General features: G+C 70.3%; 14 protein-coding genes, 3 tRNA genes and 2 pseudogenes. 11 read left to right on the top strand and 8 right to left on the bottom strand.

Annotated elements, in window-relative coordinates; translation table 11 throughout:
* Positions 1 to 23 precede the first annotated feature (23 nt).
* Positions 24 to 701 carry a vancomycin high temperature exclusion protein gene (locus tag ACGF3I_RS24965; RefSeq protein ID WP_393135674.1) on the bottom strand — a complete coding sequence of 226 codons (678 nt, stop codon included), beginning with the start codon at positions 699 to 701 and terminating at the stop codon, positions 24 to 26.
* Positions 702 to 1,066: 365 nt separating this feature from the next.
* Here ACGF3I_RS24965 and ACGF3I_RS24960 point away from each other — a divergent pair, with 365 nt between their 5' ends.
* From ACGF3I_RS24960 to ACGF3I_RS24940, 5 genes are all read left to right on the top strand, one after another.
* A complete protein-coding gene (locus ACGF3I_RS24960) occupies positions 1,067 to 1,864 on the top strand; it encodes a sirohydrochlorin chelatase (RefSeq protein ID WP_393135568.1) in 798 nt (265 codons plus the stop codon).
* A 119-nt stretch (positions 1,865 to 1,983) separates the two neighbouring features.
* Entirely contained in the window at positions 1,984 to 3,303 is a 1,320-nt protein-coding gene (locus tag ACGF3I_RS24955; RefSeq protein WP_393135566.1) for a deoxyguanosinetriphosphate triphosphohydrolase, read from the top strand.
* 106 nt (positions 3,304 to 3,409) lie between these two features.
* Positions 3,410 to 4,672 carry an NAD(P)/FAD-dependent oxidoreductase gene (locus ACGF3I_RS24950; protein ID WP_393135564.1) on the top strand — a complete coding sequence of 421 codons (1,263 nt, stop codon included), beginning with the start codon at positions 3,410 to 3,412 and terminating at the stop codon, positions 4,670 to 4,672.
* A 29-nt stretch (positions 4,673 to 4,701) separates the two neighbouring features.
* Positions 4,702 to 6,597: a DNA primase gene (dnaG, locus tag ACGF3I_RS24945; protein ID WP_393135562.1), complete on the top strand. Its 1,896-nt coding sequence runs from the start codon at positions 4,702 to 4,704 to the stop codon at positions 6,595 to 6,597.
* A gap of 119 nt (positions 6,598 to 6,716) precedes the next feature.
* Positions 6,717 to 7,958, top strand: coding sequence for an RNA polymerase sigma factor (locus ACGF3I_RS24940; RefSeq protein ID WP_393135560.1), 1,242 nt, complete (start codon positions 6,717 to 6,719; stop codon positions 7,956 to 7,958).
* Between the two features lie 62 nt (positions 7,959 to 8,020).
* On the opposite strand, the gene ACGF3I_RS24935 is transcribed toward ACGF3I_RS24940, so the two are convergent.
* The 4 genes from ACGF3I_RS24935 to ACGF3I_RS24920 form a co-directional block, all read right to left on the bottom strand.
* The gene (locus ACGF3I_RS24935; RefSeq protein WP_393135558.1) at positions 8,021 to 9,949 is read right to left on the bottom strand and encodes an ABC transporter ATP-binding protein; all 1,929 of its coding nucleotides are present in this window, start codon (positions 9,947 to 9,949) and stop codon (positions 8,021 to 8,023) included.
* Positions 9,946 to 11,679, bottom strand: a complete 1,734-nt coding sequence (locus ACGF3I_RS24930; protein ID WP_393135672.1) for an ABC transporter ATP-binding protein — start codon at positions 11,677 to 11,679, stop codon at positions 9,946 to 9,948. The genes ACGF3I_RS24935 and ACGF3I_RS24930 overlap by 4 nt, the downstream gene beginning before the upstream one ends.
* Before the next feature lie 128 nt (positions 11,680 to 11,807).
* Entirely contained in the window at positions 11,808 to 13,253 is a 1,446-nt protein-coding gene (locus ACGF3I_RS24925; protein WP_393135556.1) for an FGGY family carbohydrate kinase, read from the bottom strand.
* A gap of 247 nt (positions 13,254 to 13,500) precedes the next feature.
* Positions 13,501 to 13,800, bottom strand: a complete 300-nt coding sequence (locus tag ACGF3I_RS24920; protein WP_393135554.1) for a YtxH domain-containing protein — start codon at positions 13,798 to 13,800, stop codon at positions 13,501 to 13,503.
* A gap of 168 nt (positions 13,801 to 13,968) precedes the next feature.
* On the opposite strand from ACGF3I_RS24920, the gene ACGF3I_RS24915 reads away from it, so the two are divergent.
* The 4 genes from ACGF3I_RS24915 to ACGF3I_RS24900 all read left to right on the top strand — a co-directional run bounded on the left by ACGF3I_RS24915 (position 13,969) and on the right by ACGF3I_RS24900 (position 15,565).
* Positions 13,969 to 14,041 (top strand) — tRNA-Asn (locus ACGF3I_RS24915).
* A gap of 5 nt (positions 14,042 to 14,046) precedes the next feature.
* Positions 14,047 to 14,119, top strand: a tRNA-Asn gene (locus ACGF3I_RS24910).
* Positions 14,120 to 14,283: 164 nt separating this feature from the next.
* A tRNA-Ile gene (locus ACGF3I_RS24905) sits at positions 14,284 to 14,360 on the top strand.
* Positions 14,361 to 14,974: 614 nt separating this feature from the next.
* Positions 14,975 to 15,565 carry a site-specific integrase gene (locus ACGF3I_RS24900; protein WP_393135552.1) on the top strand — a complete coding sequence of 197 codons (591 nt, stop codon included), beginning with the start codon at positions 14,975 to 14,977 and terminating at the stop codon, positions 15,563 to 15,565.
* Between the two features lie 247 nt (positions 15,566 to 15,812).
* Here the strand turns inward: ACGF3I_RS24900 and ACGF3I_RS24895 are convergent.
* Both ACGF3I_RS24895 and ACGF3I_RS24890 read right to left on the bottom strand, forming a co-directional pair.
* A pseudogene (locus ACGF3I_RS24895) lies at positions 15,813 to 16,833 on the bottom strand (IS5 family transposase).
* Positions 16,834 to 17,132: 299 nt separating this feature from the next.
* Entirely contained in the window at positions 17,133 to 17,480 is a 348-nt protein-coding gene (locus ACGF3I_RS24890) for an RICIN domain-containing protein (protein ID WP_393135550.1), read from the bottom strand.
* A gap of 329 nt (positions 17,481 to 17,809) precedes the next feature.
* Here ACGF3I_RS24890 and ACGF3I_RS24885 point away from each other — a divergent pair, with 329 nt between their 5' ends.
* Together ACGF3I_RS24885 and ACGF3I_RS24880 are read left to right on the top strand one after the other, a co-directional pair.
* Positions 17,810 to 18,292 (top strand): DUF3515 domain-containing protein, encoded by a 483-nt coding sequence (locus ACGF3I_RS24885; protein WP_393135548.1) that lies wholly within the window; start codon positions 17,810 to 17,812, stop codon positions 18,290 to 18,292.
* 192 nt (positions 18,293 to 18,484) lie between these two features.
* Positions 18,485 to 18,907 (top strand): hypothetical protein, encoded by a 423-nt coding sequence (locus ACGF3I_RS24880; protein WP_393135546.1) that lies wholly within the window; start codon positions 18,485 to 18,487, stop codon positions 18,905 to 18,907.
* 9 nt (positions 18,908 to 18,916) lie between these two features.
* Here the strand turns inward: ACGF3I_RS24880 and ACGF3I_RS24875 are convergent.
* Positions 18,917 to 19,006 (bottom strand): annotated as a pseudogene (locus ACGF3I_RS24875) (IS5/IS1182 family transposase); the annotation flags it as partial.
* Positions 19,007 to 19,095: the final 89 nt, after the last annotated feature.

Below are 19,095 nucleotides of genomic sequence, written 5' to 3'. Positions count from 1 at the left end.
GGCAGGGGAGGGAGGGGCGCCGCTCACCCCGCGTCGGCCAGCGCCCTGGTCACCCCCGGCTCCTTCGGGCCGAGGAACGTCGGGTCCGGGCGGAAGACCGCGTCCAGCGCCGCCTTTCCCGCGGCGAACAGCTCGCGGGTGCCGCCGTAGTACCAGGTCACATCGTGCCGGGCGTCCACGCCGACCCCGTACGAGCGCACGCCGGCCGCCTCGCACAGGGCGACCGCGCGCCGGATGTGGAAGCCCTGGCTGACGAGTACGGCCCGGTCCACCCCGAACACCTTCCTGGCCCGCACGCACGAGTCCCAGGTGTCGAAGCCGGCGTAGTCGCTGACCACCTGTCCGTCCGGCACCCCGTGCCGCACGAGGTAGCCGCGCATCGCACCGGGCTCGTCGTAGCCGGCGCGGCTGTTGTCGCCGGTGACCAGGACCGCCCTCACCTTGCCCGCGCGGTACAGCTCGACGGCCGCGTCCAGGCGGCCGGCGAGATACGGCGAGGGCCGGCCGTCCCACAGGCCGGCACCGAACACCACGGCGACCCCGGCGGCGGGGGCGTCGGCCACCGTGCCGACGCGGTCGCCCGTCACGGCGTACAGCCACGTCGCGGGCGCGAGCGCCAGCACGCACCCGGCGACGACGCCCCGCACCAGCCGCCGCCGGCCCGCGCGGGTGCGGGGCAGGCGCGGTCGTTTCAGTTGGATGCGCGGCACGCGGCCCCCTGGTGATCTCCGTCGGTGTACGGAGGGAGGGACGCGGGCGCGCCCGCAGCGGTTCACCCCGCGGGCGCTCGCGCACACTCCTGTGACACGGGGGCCAACGGCGCGACCGCGCGTCCCGACCGACCTGCGGCCCGACCAAACCGCGGCCCGGCCCCACCCGCCCGTACCGCGCGGCCGCCGCCCCCTTCGCGCACCGCGCGGCACCGTCCGCGTGCGGCCACGGAAACGTGCCCGCACCGCGCGGCACCCGCCCCCGTGAGGTCACGGAAACGCGCCTGTGAGGCGGCGGAAAGCAGTCGTCACCACCCCGCAACGGCCCGGCAACGTGCCCCCGGCAGGATCGGGGCATGACCTCCTCCGCACGCCCCGCCCTCGTCGCCGTCGCCCACGGCAGCCGTGACCCCGGCGCGCTGCGGACGGTCCGCACGCTCCTGGAGCGGGTCCGCGAACTGCGGCCCCACCTGGACGTGCGCCTGGGCCACATCGAACTCGACGAGCCGCTGCTCCCCGACACCCTCGCCGCCCTGCGCGGTGAAGCCGTCCTCGTGCCCCTGCTGCTCGGGCGCGGCCACCACGTCAAGCACGACATCCCGCACGCCGTCGCCACCGCGGGCCGGCATCTGCGCACCCGCGTCGCGGCCCCGCTCGGGCCGCATCCCCTGCTCGTCGAGGCGCTGTACGGGCGGCTCCTGGAGGCGGGCTGGCCCCCGGACGGGGCGGGCACGCGGGGCGCCGGGGTCGTGCTCGCGGCGGCCGGGTCCCGCGATCCCGCGTCCGCCGCCGACGCCCGCCGCACCGCGCGCCTGCTCGGCGAGCGGCTCGGCGGGGTGCCCGTGCTCGCGGCCTACGCCTGCGCCGCCTCGCCCACCGTGCCCGAGGCGCTGCGCGCCCTCGCCGCGCGCGGCGCGCACCGGCTCGCCGTCGCCTCGTACTTCACCGCGCCGGGCCGTTTCGCGGCCGAGAGCGCGGCCCGCGCGCCGTGGCTCGCGGCCGAACCGATGGGGGCGCACCCGGCGATGGCCCGGCTCGTACTGCACCGCTACGACGAGGCGTTGGCGTCCGGCGGGCCCGGAGCGCGCGCCGTGGCGGCGCACGCGGCGGCGGGCGGCGCAGGCACGCCGGCCTGCGCGCTCGCCCGCGTATGAACGACCCGCCGTGAAGCTCGCGCAGGCCCCGCGCACGAGCCCCGCGCGGGTGTCCGTCCGGGGCGGGCTTCGAGGCCCCCTTGAGCCCACTTGTCACCGACTCCGTTTACTGTCGGTGCATGGAGTTCTACGCCGAGGCCGACACCGAACGCTGGGCCGCCGAGCCCGACAAGCGGCCCGGCCGCACCGCCTTCCAGCGCGACCGCGCGCGCGTGCTGCACTCGGGGGCGCTGCGCCGCCTGTCCGGCAAGACCCAGGTCGTCACGCCCGGTTCGCTGCCGCGCGGGTCCGGCCCGGCCCGGCCGGGGGAGACCCCGATCCAGGCCTGGGACGCCAGCCCCCGCACCCGGCTCACCCACTCCCTCGAGTGCGCGCAGGTCGGCAGGGAGCTCGGCGAGGCCCTCGGCTGCGACCCCGACCTGGTCGAAGCGGCCTGCCTCGCCCACGACATGGGCCACCCGCCGTTCGGGCACAACGGCGAGCAGGCGCTCAACGACTTCGCCAAGGACATCGGCGGCTTCGAGGGCAACGCCCAGTCGCTGCGCCTGCTGACCCGGCTCGAACCGAAGCGCTTCGTACGCTCGTCACGGACCGGCGCCCCGGTCAGCGTCGGCCTCAACCTGACCCGCGCCGCCCTGGACGCGGCCACCAAGTACCCCTGGGCGCGCGGCGGCCACCCCACCGACCCGGCCTCGGTGAAGTTCGGCGTGTACGAGGACGACCTGCCCGTGTTCGCCTGGATCAGAGAGGGCGCCGAGCCGTACCGCAAGTGCTTCGAGGCCCAGGTCATGGACTGGGCCGACGACGTGGCGTACTCGGTCCACGACTTCGAGGACGGTCTGCACGCCGGGCACCTCGACCCGAACACCCTGCGCTCCCCGGCCGAGCGCGCCGACATCTGGCGCGTCGCCGTCGGCCGTTACGTGCCCGCCGACACCGACCCGCAGGAACTGGCCGACGCGCTCGACCGGCTCATGGAGCAGGAGTGGTGGCCGCACCGCTACGACGGCTCCGCCGTCTCGCAGGCCCGCCTCAAGGACGCCACCAGCCAGCTCATCGGCCGGTTCTGCCTGGCCGCCGAGAGCGCGACCCGGGCCGCGTACGGCACCGGCCATCTCACGCGGTACGGCGCGGAGCTGGTGGTGCCACGGGCGGCCCGCAACGAATGCGCCGTGCTGAAGGCGGTCGCCGACCGCTATGTGATGCAGCGCGACGAGCAGGAGCGGCTCCGCGCCGACCAGCGCGTGGTGCTGGCCGAACTGGCCGACGCGCTCACCGCCCGGGCCCACACCGAGGGGCTCGATCCGCAGTTCCGGGCCCTGTACGACGAGGCGGAGGACGACCGTACGCGCAAGCGCGTGATCGTCGACCAGATCGCCTCGCTCACCGACGCGGCGGCCCGCTCGCTGCACTCCAGACTCACCGTGCACCACCGGTAATCCCAGCCGCGACGGCGTTCCCACGGAGCAAGCCCTCTTCCCCCATCACGCTCCGTGCGGGACGCTCGCAGTCGGCGCCGCGCAGCAAGCACCGAGGAGGCATCAAGTGGTCGACGCAGATCGGACATTCGTCATTGTCGGAGGCGGACTCGCGGGGGCGAAAGCCGCCGAGACCCTCCGGTCCGAAGGATTCAACGGGCGGGTGATCCTCATCGGCGACGAGCGCGAGCACCCCTATGAACGGCCGCCCCTGTCCAAGGGGTTCCTGGCCGGCAAGGAGGAACGCGACAGCGTCTTCGTGCACGAGCCCGGCTGGTACGCGCAGAACGACATCGAGCTGCACCTCGGCCAGACCGTGACCACCATCGACCGGGCCGCCAAGACGGTCCGCCTCGGTGACGGCGCCCTCATCCAGTACGACCGGCTGCTGCTGGCCACCGGTGCCGAGCCGCGCCGCCTGGACGTGCCGGGCACCGACCTGGCCGGCGTCCACCACCTGCGGCGCCTGGCCCACTCCGAGCGGCTGCGGCACGTCCTGAAGGCGCTCGGCCGCGACAACGGGCACCTGGTGATCTCGGGCGGCGGCTGGATCGGCCTGGAGGTTGCGGCGGCGGCCCGCGGGTACGGCGCGGAGGTCACCGTCGTCGAGCCGGAGGCGACCCCGCTGCACAACGTGCTCGGCCCCGAGCTGGGCCAGCTCTTCGCCGACCTGCACGCCGAGCACGGCGTCCGCTTCCACTTCGGTGCCCGCCTGACCGAGATCGTCGGCCAGGACGGCATGGTGCTCGCGGCCCGCACCGACGACGGCGAGGAACACCCGGCGCACGACGTGCTCGCCGCGATCGGCGCGGCCCCGCGCACCTCGCTCGCCGAGAACGCGGGCCTCGCGCTGGCCGACCGGGCGCACGGCGGCGGCATCGCCGTGGACGCCTCGCTGCGCACCTCCGACCCCGACATCTTCGCGGCCGGCGACGTGGCGGCCGTCCACCACCCCCTGCTCGGCACCCGGCTGCGCGTCGAACACTGGGCCAACGCGCTCAACGGGGGACCGGCCGCCGCTCGCGCGATGCTGGACCAGCACGTCACCTACGACCGGGTCCCGTACTTCTTCTCCGACCAGTACGACCTCGGCCTCGAATACTCGGGCTGGGCGCCGCCCGGCTCCTACGACCAGGTGGTGGTCCGGGGCGACACGGGCAAGCGCGAGTTCATCGCGTTCTGGCTGAAGGAGCGCCGGGTGCTCGCCGGGATGAACGTGAACGTGTGGGACGTCACAGAGCCGATCCAGGCCCTGATCCGGGGCGGGGCCCCGGTGGACCCCGACGCGCTCGCCGATCCCGCCGTCCCGCTCGCCTCCCTCGCACCCTGAGTGTCGGCGCGTCCCCGTAGACTTCACGCGTGGCAGGCAGGATCAACGATGACGACGTGAAGGCGGTACGGGACGCGGTCCCGATCGACGCCGTCGTGTCCGAGTACCTCCAGCTGCGCAACGCCGGGGGCGGCAACCTCAAGGGCCTGTGCCCCTTCCACGACGAGAAGTCCCCGTCCTTCCAGGTCAGCCCGAGCAAGGGTCTCTTCCACTGCTTCGGCTGCCAGGAGGGCGGCGACACGATCGCCTTCGTCCGGAAGATCGACCACCTGTCGTTCTCCGAGGCCGTCGAGCGGCTCGCCGCCACCGCGGGCATCACGCTGCGCTACGAGGAGGGCGGCTACAACCCCTCGCACCAGCGCGGCGAACGCATCCGCCTGGTCGAGGCGCACAAGGCGGCCGCCCAGTTCTACATCGAGCAGCTGGGCAGCCCCGAGGCGGAGATCGGCCGCACTTTCCTCGCCGAGCGCGGCTTCGACCAGGCGGCGGCCGCCCACTTCGGGGTCGGCTACAGCCCGGCGGGCTGGGACCACCTGACGCGTTTCCTGCGCGGCAAGGGCTTCACCGACAAGGAGCTGCTGACCTCGGGCCTGGCCCAGGAGAGCCGCCGCAACCCCATCGACCGCTTCCGCGGCCGGCTGATGTGGCCGATCCGCGACGTGTCGGGCGAGGTCGTCGGCTTCGGCGCCCGCAAACTGCGCGACGACGACAACGGGCCCAAGTACCTGAACACGCCCGAGACGCCGATCTACAAGAAGTCCCAGGTCCTGTACGGGATCGACCTGGCGAAGAAGGACATCGCCAAGTCGAGCCGCGCGGTGGTCGTCGAGGGCTACACCGACGTGATGGCCTGCCATCTGGCCGGCGTGACCACCGCCATCGCGACCTGCGGCACGGCCTTCGGCGGCGACCACATCAAGATCCTGCGCCGCCTGCTGATGGACAACGGCTCGGCCCGGGTGATCTTCACCTTCGACGGGGACGCGGCCGGCCAGAAGGCCGCCCTGCGCGCCTTCGAGGACGACCAGAAGTTCGCCGCCGAGACCTACATCGCCATCGCCCCCGACAACATGGACCCGTGCGACCTGCGCCTGGCCAAGGGTGACGAGGCGGTCGCCGACCTGGTCCAACCCCGCACCCCCCTCTTCGAGTTCGCGATCCGCCAGATCGTCGGCCGCTACGACCTGGAGACCCCGGCGGGCCGTGCGGCGGCCCTCGACGAGGCGGCCCCCATCGTCGCCCGCATCAAGAACGTCGCCTCCCAGCACGAGGTCGCCGTGCAGCTCGCCGGCATCCTCGGCATCCTGGACACCCAGTTCGTCGTCAAGCGCGTCGCCCAGCTCGCCCGCTGGGCCCGCGACCGCGGCGGCAAGGGCCCCGCCCCCGCCCAGCACCGCCGTCAGCAGTACGAGGCCGCCGCGCCCCGCCAGGCCGCCGCCCCCGGCCCCGCCCTGAACCTGCGCAGCCCCGCCCACCGCACCGAACGCGAGCTGCTCAAGCTGGCGTTGCAGCATCCGCACCTGGTCTCCCCGGCGTTCGACGCCTACGGCGTCGACGAGTTCACCGCCCCGCCCTACGCGGCGGTCCGCCAGTGCATCCAGGACGCGGGCGGCGCCACCGACGCCCCCTCCGACTACCTGCCCACCGTCATGGACTGCGCGCCCAACGACGTGGTGCGCGCCCTGGTCACCGAGCTCGCGGTCGAGGCCGTCCACGCCCGCACGGTCGACGAGGCGTACGCGGGCGAGCAGCTGGTGGCGGTGCGCCGCCGCGCCGTGGACCGCCGCCTCCTGGACATCCAGGGCACCCTCGCCCGCCTGGGCCAGCACGGCGACCCGGCCCAACTGGCCGCCGTGCAGAACGAGTTGTGGGTGCTCCAGCAGTACGGCCAGGCCCTGCGCAACAAGGGAGCGGCGGCGCTGTAGCGACCGCCCCGGCCGCGGCGGCACATCCGTCCGGGTAACCGCGCGGTCACGCACCGGCTTCAAAAAGTAGTCGCACGCCCGTCGCGGCGATGCTGTGTCGTACCCCACACTGGGGGGCGGTGCCTGAGTCCTCGGAGCGCGGCCGGCCCACCTCCCGGGGTGGGCGCCTCATCCCCGCGGATCCGCTCATCGTGTACGGGACGGAATGCGGCCCGGCCGCCCCCGTCCCGCTGCCGCACGCCCCCGATCCGGCAGCGATCACCCTGGAGGTCGCCCCCGTGCAGACCCAGACCCTGACCGACAACGACGTCGTCACGGCCGTACCGCCGCAGGCGCGGGCGGCGTACCACCCCGAGGCGGAGCCGGGCGGGCCGCCCGCGGCCGGGCCCGTCGCCGAGGAGGAGGCCCCCGAGCCGCCCGAGCCGCGGCCCGGCCGGGCCGACACCGGCGGGCCGTCCTCCGACCTCTTCCGGCAGTACCTGCGCGAGATCGGCCGCATCCCGCTGCTGACCGCGGTCGAGGAGGTCGACCTCGCGCGGCGGGTGGAAGCGGGCCTCTTCGCCGAGGAGAAGCTCGGCAGCACTCCCGATCTGGACTCCCAACTCGCCCTGGATCTCGACAAGTTGGTCGTGATGGGGCGGATGGCCAAGCGGCGCCTCATCGAGGCGAACCTGCGCCTGGTGGTCTCCGTCGCCAAGCGGTACGTGGGCCGGGGGCTCACCATGCTCGACCTCGTCCAGGAGGGGAACCTCGGACTGATCAGGGCCGTCGAGAAGTTCGACTACGCCCGCGGCTACAAGTTCTCGACGTACGCGACCTGGTGGATCCGTCAGGCCATGTCCCGCGCGCTCGCCGACCAGGCCCGCACCATACGGGTCCCGGTGCACGTCGTCGAACTCATCAACCGCGTGGTGCGCGTCCAGCGCCGCATGCTCCAGGAGCGCGGCTACGAACCCACCGCCGAAGAGGTCGCCGCCCACCTCGACCTGACCCCGGAGCGGGTCGGCGAAGTCCTCAGGCTCGCCCAGGAACCGGTCTCGCTGCACGCGCCGGTGGGCGAGGAGGACGACGTGGCGCTCGGCGACCTCATCGAGGACGGCGACGCGGCCTCGCCCGTGGAGTCCGCCGCGTTCCTGCTGCTCCGCCAGCACCTGGAGGCGGTGCTCTCCACGCTCGGCGAACGCGAACGCAAGGTGGTCCAGCTGCGGTACGGGCTCGCCGACGGCCGGCCGCGCACCCTGGAGGAGATAGGCCGGATCTTCGGGGTGACCCGGGAGCGCATCCGCCAGATCGAGTCGAAGACGCTGAACAAGCTCCGCGACCACGCCTTCGCCGACCAGCTGCGCGGCTACCTGGACTGAACGCGGCAGGAACGGAAGAGGGGCCGGCGCGCGTCGCACACCGGCCCCGACTCCCGTACGGATCAGTCGACTTCGGCGACCGCCTGCGCGAACTGCGCCGCGTACAGACGGGCGTAGGCGCCCTCGGCCGCCAACAGCTCGTCGTGCGTGCCCTGTTCGACGATCGAGCCGTTCTCCATCACCAGGATCACGTCCGCGTCGCGGATCGTGGAGAGCCGGTGCGCGATGACGAACGACGTGCGCCCGTGGGCGAGCCGCGCCATCGCCTTCTGGATCAGCACCTCGGTCCGGGTGTCGACCGAACTCGTCGCCTCGTCGAGGACCAGGATCACCGGGTCGGACAGGAACGCCCGCGCGATGGTGATCAGCTGCTTCTCGCCCGCGCTGACCCCGGTGCCCTCGTCGTCGATGACGGTGTCGTAGCCCTCGGGGAGCGTACGGATGAAGCGGTCGGCGTGCGCTGCCCGCGCCGCCTCCTCGACCTCCTCGCGCGTGACGTCCTTCGGGGCGCCGTAGGCGATGTTGTCCGCGATCGAGCCGCCGAACAGCCAGGTGTCCTGGAGCACCATGCCGATCGAGGAGCGCAGCTCCTCGCGGGTCATGCGGGCCGCGTCCACCCCGTCCAGGGTGATCCGGCCGCCGGTGACCTCGTAGAACCGCATGAGCAGGTTGACCAGGGTCGTCTTGCCGGCGCCGGTGGGGCCGACGATCGCGACCGTGTGGCCGGGCTCCACCCGCAGCGAGAGGTCCTCGATGAGCGGCTTCTCCGGCTCGTACCGGAACGACACCTTCTCCAGGGCGACCGCGCCGCGCAGCACCTCGGGGCGCTCGGGCGAGGCCGTGTCGGGCGCCTGCTCCTCGGCGTCGAGCAACTCGAAGATCCGCTCGGCCGACGCGACACCGGACTGCACCAGGTTCGCCATCGAGGCGACCTGGGTCAGCGGCATCGAGAACTGCCGCGAGTACTGGATGAAGGCCTGCACGTCGCCGATGGACAGCGCACCGGTGGCGACCCGGAGCCCGCCGACGACCGCCACCAGGACGTAGTTCAGGTTGGAGACGAACATCATCAGCGGCTGCATGATCCCGCTGTTGAACTGCGCCCGGAACGACGCCTCGTAGAGCGCGTCGTTCTGCTCGGCGAACGCCTCGGCCGACTCGTTCTGCCGCCCGAAGACCTTCACCAGGGCGTGCCCGGTGTACATCTCCTCGATGTGGGCGTTCAGCTTGCCGGTGGACTTCCACTGCTGGACGAACTGGGGCTGCGAGCGCTTGCCGACCTTCGTCGCCACGACGATCGACAGCGGCACCGTGACCAGCGCCACGAGCGCGAGCAGCGGCGAGATCCAGAACATCATCACCAGCACGCCGACGATGGTGAGCAGCGAGTTGATGAGCTGGCCCATCGTCTGCTGCATCGTCTGCGAGATGTTGTCGATGTCGTTGGTGGCCCGGCTGAGCACCTCGCCGCGCTTGGCCTTGTCGAAGTAGGACAGCGGCAGCCGCGACAGCTTGGTCTGGATGTCCTCGCGCATCCGGAAGACCGTCTTGTTGATGGCCCGGTTGGCGAGCCGGGTCGCCACCAGCATCATCAGGCCGGCGCCCACGTACACCACCAGGGCCGTGAGCAGGACGCTGCCGACGGAGCCGAAGTCGATGCCGGAGCCGGGCGTGAAGTCCACCCCGGAGAGCATGTCGGCCAGCCCTCCCTGGCCGCGGTGGCGCAGCGCGTCCAGGGCCTGTGCCTTGGACATGCCGTCGGGGAAGCGCGGTCCGACGACGCCGGCGAAGACCAGGTCGGTCGCCCTGCCGAGGATCTTGGGGCCGACGACCGAGAGGCCGACGCTGATGACGACCGCGAGCAGCATCACGCTCAGGATCGTCTTCTCCGGGGCGAGCCGTTTGACCAGCCGCTTGCCGGATTCCTTGAAGTTCATAGACCGCTGATCCGGGCCGCCGCCCATCATCATGCGTCCACCGGGCCCGCTCATGCCGCCTCAGCCTCCGTCAGCTGGGAGAGCACGATCTCCCGGTACGTCTCGTTGTCGGCCATCAGTTCGTGATGGCGGCCGGTCCCGACGACCCGTCCCTCGTCGAGGACGATGATCCGGTCGGCGTCCCGGATGGTGGAGACCCGCTGGGCGACGATCACGACCGTGGCCTCGGCGGTCTCCCGGCCGAGCGCGGCGCGCAGCGCGGCGTCGGTGGCGTAGTCGAGCGCGGAGAAGGAATCGTCGAAGAGGTAGATCTCCGGGCGCTGCACCAAGGTGCGCGCGATGGCGAGCCGCTGGCGCTGGCCGCCGGACACGTTCGTGCCGCCCTGCGCGACGGGCGCGTCGAGCCCGCCCTCCAGCGCGCTCACGAACTCCTTGGCCTGCGCGACCTCCAGGGCGTGCCACAGCTCCTCGTCGGTCGCGTCGGGGTTGCCGTAGCGCAGGTTGGTGGCCACGGTCCCGGAGAAGAGGTACGGCTTCTGCGGCACCAGGGACACCGTCTTGGCGAGCAGCACGGGGTCCAGGGTGCGGACGTCCTCGCCGTCGACCAGTACCTGTCCGTCGGTGGCGTCCATCAGCCGCGGGACGAGCCCGAGCAGGGTGGACTTGCCGCTGCCCGTGGAGCCGATGATCGCGGTGGTCTCGCCGGGGCGGGCCACGAGCTCCACGCCGCGCAGCACCGCCGCCTCGGCGCCGGGGTACTTGAAGTCGGCGCCCCGCACCTCCAGATGGCCGTGCCGGCGCAGCTCGCGCACCGGGCTTTTGGGCGGCACGACACTGGTGTCGGTGCCCAGGACCTCCTCGATGCGCTCGGCGCAGACCTCGGCGCGCGGCACCATCATGAACATGAAGGTGGCCATCATGACGGCCATCACGATCTGCATGAGGTACGCCAGGAACGCGGTGAGCTGGCCGATCTCCATGTCGCCGCTGTTGATCCGGTGGGCACCGAACCAGACGACGGCCACCGACGAGACGTTCACGACGGTCATGACGGTCGGGAACATCAGTGCCATCAGCCGGCCGGTGGCGAGCGAGACGTCGGTGAGCTCGGTGTTGGCGCCCCTGAAGCGCTTCTGCTCGTACTCGTCGCGCACGAAGGCCCGGATCACGCGGTTGCCGGTGATCTGCTCGCGCAGCACGCGGTTCACGGTGTCGAGCCGGGTCTGCATGGTGCGGAACAGGGGCCGCATCTTGCGCACGATCAGCGACACGGCGATGCCGAGCACCGGCACGACGGCGAGCAGCACCGCGGACAGCGGCACGTCCTGGCCGAGCGCCATGATGATGCCGCCGACACACATGATCGGCGCGGACACCATCAGGGTGAACGCCATCAGGACCAGCATCTGGACCTGCTGGACGTCATTGGTGGTGCGGGTGATCAGGGACGGCGCCCCGAACTGCCCGACCTCACGGGCCGAGAAGGACTGCACCCGCGCGAAGACGGCGGCCCGCACGTCCCGCCCGAGGGCGGCCGCGGTGCGGGCGCCGAAGAAGACGGCGCCGATGTTGCAGAAGACCTGGACGAGGCTGACGGCGATCATGATGCCGCCGTGACCCAGGATGTAGCCCGTGTCCCCGTTCACGACACCCTTGTCGATGATGTTCGCGTTGAGGGTGGGCAGGTAAAGGGTGGCGCTGGTCTGCAGCAGTTGCAGCAGCACCAGGACGGCGATCGGTTTCTTGTACGGCCCTAGGTGGGACCGCAGGAGTCGTATGAGCACGCGCAGGCTCTCCGGGTCGGCAAGATCGGGGGTTCGACCCACCATCTTGCGACACTCCACCCCTGGAAGCTCAAGCGATTATCGAGCTGGAGTCAAAAGGAATAGCAAAGAGCGCGTGCCCGGTCGCGTCAAGAACCCTGGCCGAAGGCGCCGGGGTGGATCTCGTCACGCGTGGCGATGTACTGCTGACGCACCGCCTGTCCGACGGGCAGGTCATCGCCGGGCTCGAAGACCTGGGCCGCGGCGCCCTGCCAGGGCGGCGGGGTGTGCGCGGCGAGCGCGCCCTGCGAGACGCCGAGCGCCCAGGCCGCCTGCCGGGCCGCACCGAGCGCCGCGTACTCGGCGGGCTGCGGCACCACGACCTGGGTGCCGAAGAGCGCGGGCGCGGCGGCCTGCACGGCGGGCAGTTCGGCGGCGGCGCCGAGCAGGAAGACCCGGCGCACCTCGACCCCGCGGGTGCGCAGCACGTCCAGCGCGTCGGCCAGCGAGCAGAGCATGCCCTCGAAGGCGGCCCGCGCCAGGTGCTCCGGCTTCATCGACTCGCGCCGCAGCCCGGCCAGCGTGCCGGCGGCGTGCGGCAGCCGGGGGGTGCGCTCGCCCTCCAGGTAGGGGAGCAGGACGAGTCCGCTGGCGCCCGGGGTGGAGGTGAGGGCGAGTTCGCTGAGCGCGGCGAGGTCCTCGACGCCCAGCATTTCGGCCGTGCCGCGCAGGGCGCGCACCGCGTTGCTCGTATGGACGACCGGCAGGTGCATCCCGGTCGCGTCGGCGAAGGACGTAATCATGCCGCTCGGATCGGCCAGCGCCTCGTGATGCACGGCCATGACCGAACCCGACGCGCCGAGCGAGACGACCGCGTCGCCGACGCCGACGCCGAGCCCGAACGCGGCGGCCATCGTCTCGCCGGTGCCGGCCGAGATCAGCAGGCCCTCGGGGGTGGTGCCGGCCGCGTCCGAGGGGCCGAGCACCTCGGGCAGCGCCACCTGGTGGCCGAGCGCGAGTTCGACCAGATCGGGGCGGTAGAAGCCGGTGGCGGCCGACCAGTAGCCGGTGCCGGAGGCGGCCCCGCGGTCGGTGGTGCGCCGGGCGGGGCGGCCCAGGAGCTGCCACACCAGCCAGTCGTGGGCCTGCATCACACCGGCGGTGCGCTGGGCGGCCTCCGGCTCGTGCCGGGCCAGCCAGCGCAGTTTGGAGACGGCCTGGGCGGCCTGCGGCACGCACCCGACGGCCTGCGCCCAGGCCTCGCGGCTGCCGAGCCCGTCGACGAGATCGGCCGCGGCGACCTGGGCCCGCTTGTCGTTGCCCGTCAGGGCGGCCCGCACGAGATTGCCCTGGCCGTCCAGCGGTATGAGCCCGTGCTGCTGGGCGGAGACCCCGATGGCCTGGACCCCTTCGAGGAGCCCCCCGGTCGCGGCCTCGCCGAGCGAGAGCAGCCACGCCTGCGGATCGACCTCGCCGGCCTTGGGGTCGACCGGATGCGGGGCGTACCCCTGGCGCAGCACGGCACCCGTGTCCGTGTCGCAGACGACGATGCGTGTGAAGGCGGAAGAGCTGTCAAGACCGGCGACTATCCCCATGACGACGATTCTGCCGCACTCGAGGGGCTGCTGGGACGGCGGTGGCCGGGACCGCGCCGTCCGGCGCCGCGCCGCGGGGGCTTGGTGTCGGGAGAGGTCTGGCGCCGCGCGGGGGCCTGGTGTCGTTCGGGGCGGACGTACGGGTGCCCGCGGCTGCATAGGCGTACGGATGCCCGCGGCTCACGGACGTACGGGTTCCGTGCCCCGCGGGCGTACAGGTGCCGCGTACCCGAGCGGCTCCCGGGCGTCAGGTGTTGCTGGTGCCCCAGTCGTCCGCGGTGCCCGTGCCGCGCTCGCGCAGGGAGCGCACGCGCTCGGCGACGGAGCCGGGCACCTTGTCCCCGACCTTCTCGCTCACCGCGTGGAAGGCCTTGCCCGCGACCTCGCGCGAGGTCTGCGCGGCCGACTCGGCGGTGTTGCGCACCGCGGGGTTCTGGGCGACCTGACGGGCTGACTTCTTCAACTGCTCGTAGCGCTCGCGCCCGGCGCGGGTCCCGAGCACGTATCCGATGGCCAGTCCGACGGCGAACGTGAGCCGGTATCGCATGGTGGTCCCTTCCCTAGCGTGTGTGCCGCGCCTACCCGCGCAGCCCCGTGATCACCCGGGGCGGAACCGATTGGCGGAGCACCCCCCTGCTTGCGCTAATGTATGTGTCGCAGCGAACGCACGCCGCTCGGGAACACCCGAGGTGGGTACGTTCGAGGCGACGCGCAATCCCCTGTAGCTCAATTGGCAGAGCAGCCGGCTGTTAACCGGCAGGTTACTGGTTCGAGTCCAGTCGGGGGAGCTCGATCTCCTGTAGCTCAATTGGCAGAGCAGCCGGCTGTTAACCGGCAGGTTACTGGTTCGAGTCCAGTCGGGAGAGCAGCGGAACGGGACCCTTCGGGGTCCTTTTTCGTATCCGGCGGAACCGCCGCGACCTCCGCGAAGTCCTCATGGGCGTGCGAAGCCGACCATCCGAGGCAGGAGATCGTATGAGCGGCTATGCTGCGGCAGACGGCGCGCACACATGTGCGCGACGCGCCGTTAGGGGCGGTAGCTCAGCCGGTTAGAGCAGCGGACTCATAATCCGTCGGCCGTGGGTTCGAGTCCCACCCGCCCCACCAGCAGTTGGCAGTGCAGAAACGTTCTGACCTGCGAGGATGTTCACAGCAGGATAGCGTCGGCCGGGCGTTCGCCACACGAGCGCCACACCGACACGCCGATACGATTTTCGGCATGGCTTCGATCAAGACCTGTCAGCGGAAGTCCGGAGACCTCCCGTACACCGTCGTTTGGCGGACTGGCGGCACCTGATCAGGCCGTTGGTGCCGGGAGACCTTCGACGATGCCACTCAGGCTGAGCGCTTCCAGGACCTGGTGAACGGTCACGGACAGCAATGGCCGCCGGGCTGGGCCAAGGGTGAGGGGTTCGTCGAGGCGAGCGCCTCCCCGGTGCCTGACGCCGAAAGGTTCTTGGCCACTGTCTGTCTCGGACCGGGGGAGCAGGATCACCCGAGACCACGTCAGCCGTTGGGTCCTGGACCTCCAGAACGGCAGGCCGGGCCCTCTCCATCCCTCAAAGACGGTACATCGGCCCTACGCGGCCAAGACGATTGCCAACCTTCACGGCTTGCTCTTCAGCATCCTCCAGTCGGCGTGACGCCGACCCGGCGCTTCGCGACTCGAACCCTTGCGCACACACCAAACTGCCCAAGGGGAACGACACGGAAGCGACGAGGTGTTCCTCGAACCAGAGGAGTACGCCGTGCTGCGCGCCCACGTACGCGCAGACGCCGTCGACATCATCGATGCCTCGGTGAGCACCGGCCTCCGGTGGGGAGAAGTGACGGCGCTGCGACCTCGCGACTTCACCTTCGTCTCAAAGAGGCCGACGCTCCGCGTACAGCGAGCATGGAAGCGGCGGGGTGAGGGCGGGACGTTCCTCGGGGCCCCCAAGACGAAGAAGTCACGCCGGACCCTTGTGCTCACCCCTGACCAGGTGCAGCTCTTCCAGCGGATCTGTTCGGGCAAGAAGCCGACGGATTTGGTGTTCACCGCCCCCGAGGGCGGCGCCTGGCGCTCGGGCGTGTTTCACGCGCACCGCTATAAGCCGGCGCTGGACGCGGCCAACGCCGCGGGTCTCACCAAGCGCCCACGCGTTCACGACCTTCGCCACACGCACGCCTCTTGGTTCATCGCCGGGAAGGTCCCGCTGCCGGTGATCCAGGCTCGCCTCGGCCATGAGTCGATCACCACCACTGTCGATGGGTACGGGTATCTCCTGGAGTCTCGGACGACAAGGTGGTGGCGGCCGTCAAGTGGGCGATGAGTGCGGCGGTCCCGCAGGGGATGGCCCAGGCGGCCTGAACGCACTGTTAAGCACGACGATAAAGACCTGACCTCATGCCAGGACTTCGAGTCTGACGGCTTGCCAAGCGGCCGTCGAGTTGTGCACGGCGTTCCGGCCAGACGACGTCCTGACTGCTGGTGACGTCCCGGAGTCCTGCGTCGTCGTCGGCGGCCTGGTCAGCCAGACGGCGGCGGGCGATTTCGCTAGGAGCTGTTCGGGGTTCGGATCATGTGGTTGAGGTGAGGTGCTTCGGCCACATGATGGAGCCTCGGAGGTGGAGTCCGGCCTCGAAGCTCTCCGGGCTCTTGTCGTACCGGGTCGCGATGCCGTGCCAGGTCTTGAGTTTCTGGAAGCAGCGTTCGACGGTGTTTGTGTCCTTGTAGAGGTCGGTGTCGTGGCTGACGGGCCGGCCGCCCCTGCTGCCCTTCTTCTTGCGGTTGGCGGCCTGGTCCCTCTTCTCCGGGATGACGGCCTTGATGCCGCGTCTGCGCAGGTAGGCAGGGTTGGCCTTGGAGGAGTAGGCCTTGTCGGCGGCGACCGGGTCCGGGCGGGTGCGCGGGCGGCCGACCGCTCCCGGGACCCGGATCTTGTCCACCACGACCCGGAACTGTGGGCAGTCCGCGGCCTGACCGGGTGTCAGGACGAAGTCCAGGGGTAATCCGGCGGAGTCGACCGCGGCATGGATCTTGCTGCTCAGGCCGCCCCGGGACCTGCCGAGTCCGGCGGCCTTCGCCCGGTCCTTGCGACGACGCGGCGTTGCTGCACGATCCGCACCCGCGTCCGCTTCGGCCTGCGGTTCACCACCCGCCACACCGGCGGCTGGACTGCCGGCGGAGCCCCCCCTTTTCCTCGGTCAGCGCCTGTTCGAGCGCATCCAGAGTCTCCCCGGCGACGGCCGGCCCCGCGGAGTCCTGGTGGGCGCGTACGACCGTGGAGTCCACGCTCACCAGCTCAAGGCCGACCAGCCCCCGCCCGGCTGCCTCCGCGATCAACGCGCTCATCAGTTACTGGAGCACCCTTGCCCTGGCCCAGCCGTTGAACCGGGAGTACACGGTTGACCAGGGCCCGTAGCGCTCTGGGAGATCACGCCACCCCGACACGGTACGGAACCGCCACAACACCCCGTTGAAGTGATCCCGCACCCGCCGGGGCAGCGGCCCCGTAGCCGCCACCGGCAGAAGGGGCTCGATCAGCGCCCACTCGGCATCTGTCACATCAAAACGCGCGCCACCCCCGAGTTCTACCAGCAGCCATCCGAACCCCGAAAGCCTGGAAACAGGGCTCCCCGGTTCCCGGTAGCGGAATCATTCGCTACCGCGACAAGGAGCCCTGTTTTTTCATCATTCACATCTGTCTGCCTCTCCTGCTCGGCGGCAAACGATGCGAGAGATTCACTCGCAGTGGAAAACTTTCAGGAAGTACCCCAGAGTTGGTCGCGCCCTGTGCTGCGAGTGTACTGAATGGCGTTCGCGCCATTCGAAGTACTCCCGCCTACGCCTATCGACTTTCCGCTGTACTGATTGATTATCTGACTGTCAGCGAGGTACTAGTTCTCGTCATCCGCCCCGTTACAGTCCCACTGGATAATCGTCGCCCCGTTACCTGTCTGCCCCCCTACCCCCAAGCATTTACCGGAATAACGGTTCTTGATCTCCTTGAGGTTTGGATTGTACGATCGCTCGACAATGTCCCAGTGCTCGTCACTTGAGCCGTTGCAGTCCCACTGGATCGCCGGGGCGCCGTTCGATCCTGAACTCCCGACGCCGAGGCACTTGATCGACCAGACATTTTCAAGCCTGACGTTCCAGTAATTTGCCGCCGCCGGCGACACGGAGAGAGCAATTGCTGCCAAGGTCGCGCCGGCGACCGAGATGAGCTTAAAACTCTTTCTCACTTCAACCCCCCACAGGTTTTCGCCGCGAGTATCGCTTTTACCCAGCGATGCGTGCGGCAGTCATTTCACAGAATGCCGAGCACCGCATGAGGGCCGATCGGCCCTCATGCGGTTCGGTGGAAAAATGACATGTGAACTTGATCAGTGCAGCGATTTCCGCGTCCTAATATCCTCATAGATTCCTCGATGTCTTGATTTCATGCCCTCCTTGCGCGAGAAGTTGGCTGATTTTCTTCCCGTGCAAGTCAACGTAAGGCCTCCCGGGAGCCCACTTCGGTACGGCGGTGTGGTCTAATTATCAGTCGACAACGAAGAAGGGTGTGTATGCAATGGCCTCACTGAAATGGGGGCGCCGACAAGCTATCGGAATTGGCCTGACTGCAGCGGTCACTGCTGGTGGATTCTTCCTGCTTGCACCTAAGGACTCTCTCCCGCCCATAGCGGCGGCTGCTGACGCAAGTGACCCTATGTGCACGAAGGTTATTTCCAAACTTCCTCAGAAAATTGGAGACGCATCACGTCGCGACGTCGGCGCATCTGGAGCCGCCGCTTGGGGCAAGCCCTCGATTGTTCTCCGCTGCGGGGTGACGCCGCCGATTCCGACGATTGACGCATGCATCGATGTGAATGGAATTCACTGGGTTCTAGATGAGGACAAAGCAAAGAGGCAGGGTGTACGCACCCTTACTACTTATGGCCGAAAACCGGCTGTAGAAGTCAGCTTCTTTGACCCCTCAGATCAAGCCGGCGGGGATCTCGTTCCTCTCGAAGCCGCCATCTCTCAAATTCCTCAGACCTCTAAGTGCCTATAAGGGATCGTCTCCCCGTACGCGCCCTGCGCCTATGGCGCGCGAGGCCGGGGAAAATGGGGGAGCAGCCCAGCCGTCCCAGCGTCCCCGCTTCGAGGAGGCGTTCTTGTGGTTTCGGACAGCGACACCGTGTGGCGCCATTGCGTACAGCTCAGCCGACACGTACTGCCTCTCCTGGATCAGGAGCCGTGGCGGGTGAGCAAACGTCACGAGCGGCTGCGCGCCTGGGACATCGAGCGGGACGCGGGCGAACGCCTCATCGCCACTCTAGGAGCCCTGGTCCTCCACTCCCTCGTGTCCGATGCCGTCGCCACCGGCAGCCCCCGAACCGTCGGCGTGCTGCACGGCATTCCCCTGGCCGCCGTGGCGGCGACCACCGCCAGGCCGGACTTCGAAATCCTCGCCGCCGTGCCGACCGCACACACGGACCCGGACGAACAGGCGGCCCTCAACTACGTGCGACTGCTCACCTACCAAAGCGGCCGCACCGGCCCGTGGCTGCCCCGGCTCAGAACAGAGCTGCACCACTCCTTGATCACCCTTATGGGACGTTCCCGCCTGGGCACTCCGACCTGTGCTGATCTCAGTACGTGGGTGGGGCAGGCGAGGCCGACGTGAAACCCGTGCCGACGTGGCCACGAACACGATCGCGGCCATCACCTCCCGGTCGCCGTGCCGACGCCGACCACCGCCCTGCGGCCTCGACGGCGCCTCCGGCGGGGTGGATGGTCAGGCCGGTGTGGGTGAGGAGTGACCAGGGGAGTTGTGGGTTGGTGTTGATGCGGTGGATGCCTTTTTCGGTGGCG

This window comes from Streptomyces sp. NPDC048111 (assembly GCF_043202815.1).
GTDB lineage: Bacteria > Actinomycetota > Actinomycetes > Streptomycetales > Streptomycetaceae > Streptomyces.
This window is presented reverse-complemented; position numbering and strand designations above follow the sequence as displayed.

Coding starts and splice junctions, on each gene's coding strand:
- ACGF3I_RS24960 (WP_393135568.1), top strand. CDS start 1,067: ATGACCTCCTCCGCACGCCCCGCCCTCGTCGCCGTCGCCCACGGCAGC.
- ACGF3I_RS24955 (WP_393135566.1), top strand. CDS start 1,984: ATGGAGTTCTACGCCGAGGCCGACACCGAACGCTGGGCCGCCGAGCCC.
- ACGF3I_RS24935 (WP_393135558.1), bottom strand. CDS start 9,949: ATGAGCGGGCCCGGTGGACGCATGATGATGGGCGGCGGCCCGGATCAG.
- ACGF3I_RS24925 (WP_393135556.1), bottom strand. CDS start 13,253: ATGGGGATAGTCGCCGGTCTTGACAGCTCTTCCGCCTTCACACGCATC.
- ACGF3I_RS24920 (WP_393135554.1), bottom strand. CDS start 13,800: ATGCGATACCGGCTCACGTTCGCCGTCGGACTGGCCATCGGATACGTG.
- ACGF3I_RS24885 (WP_393135548.1), top strand. CDS start 17,810: ATGGCCTCACTGAAATGGGGGCGCCGACAAGCTATCGGAATTGGCCTG.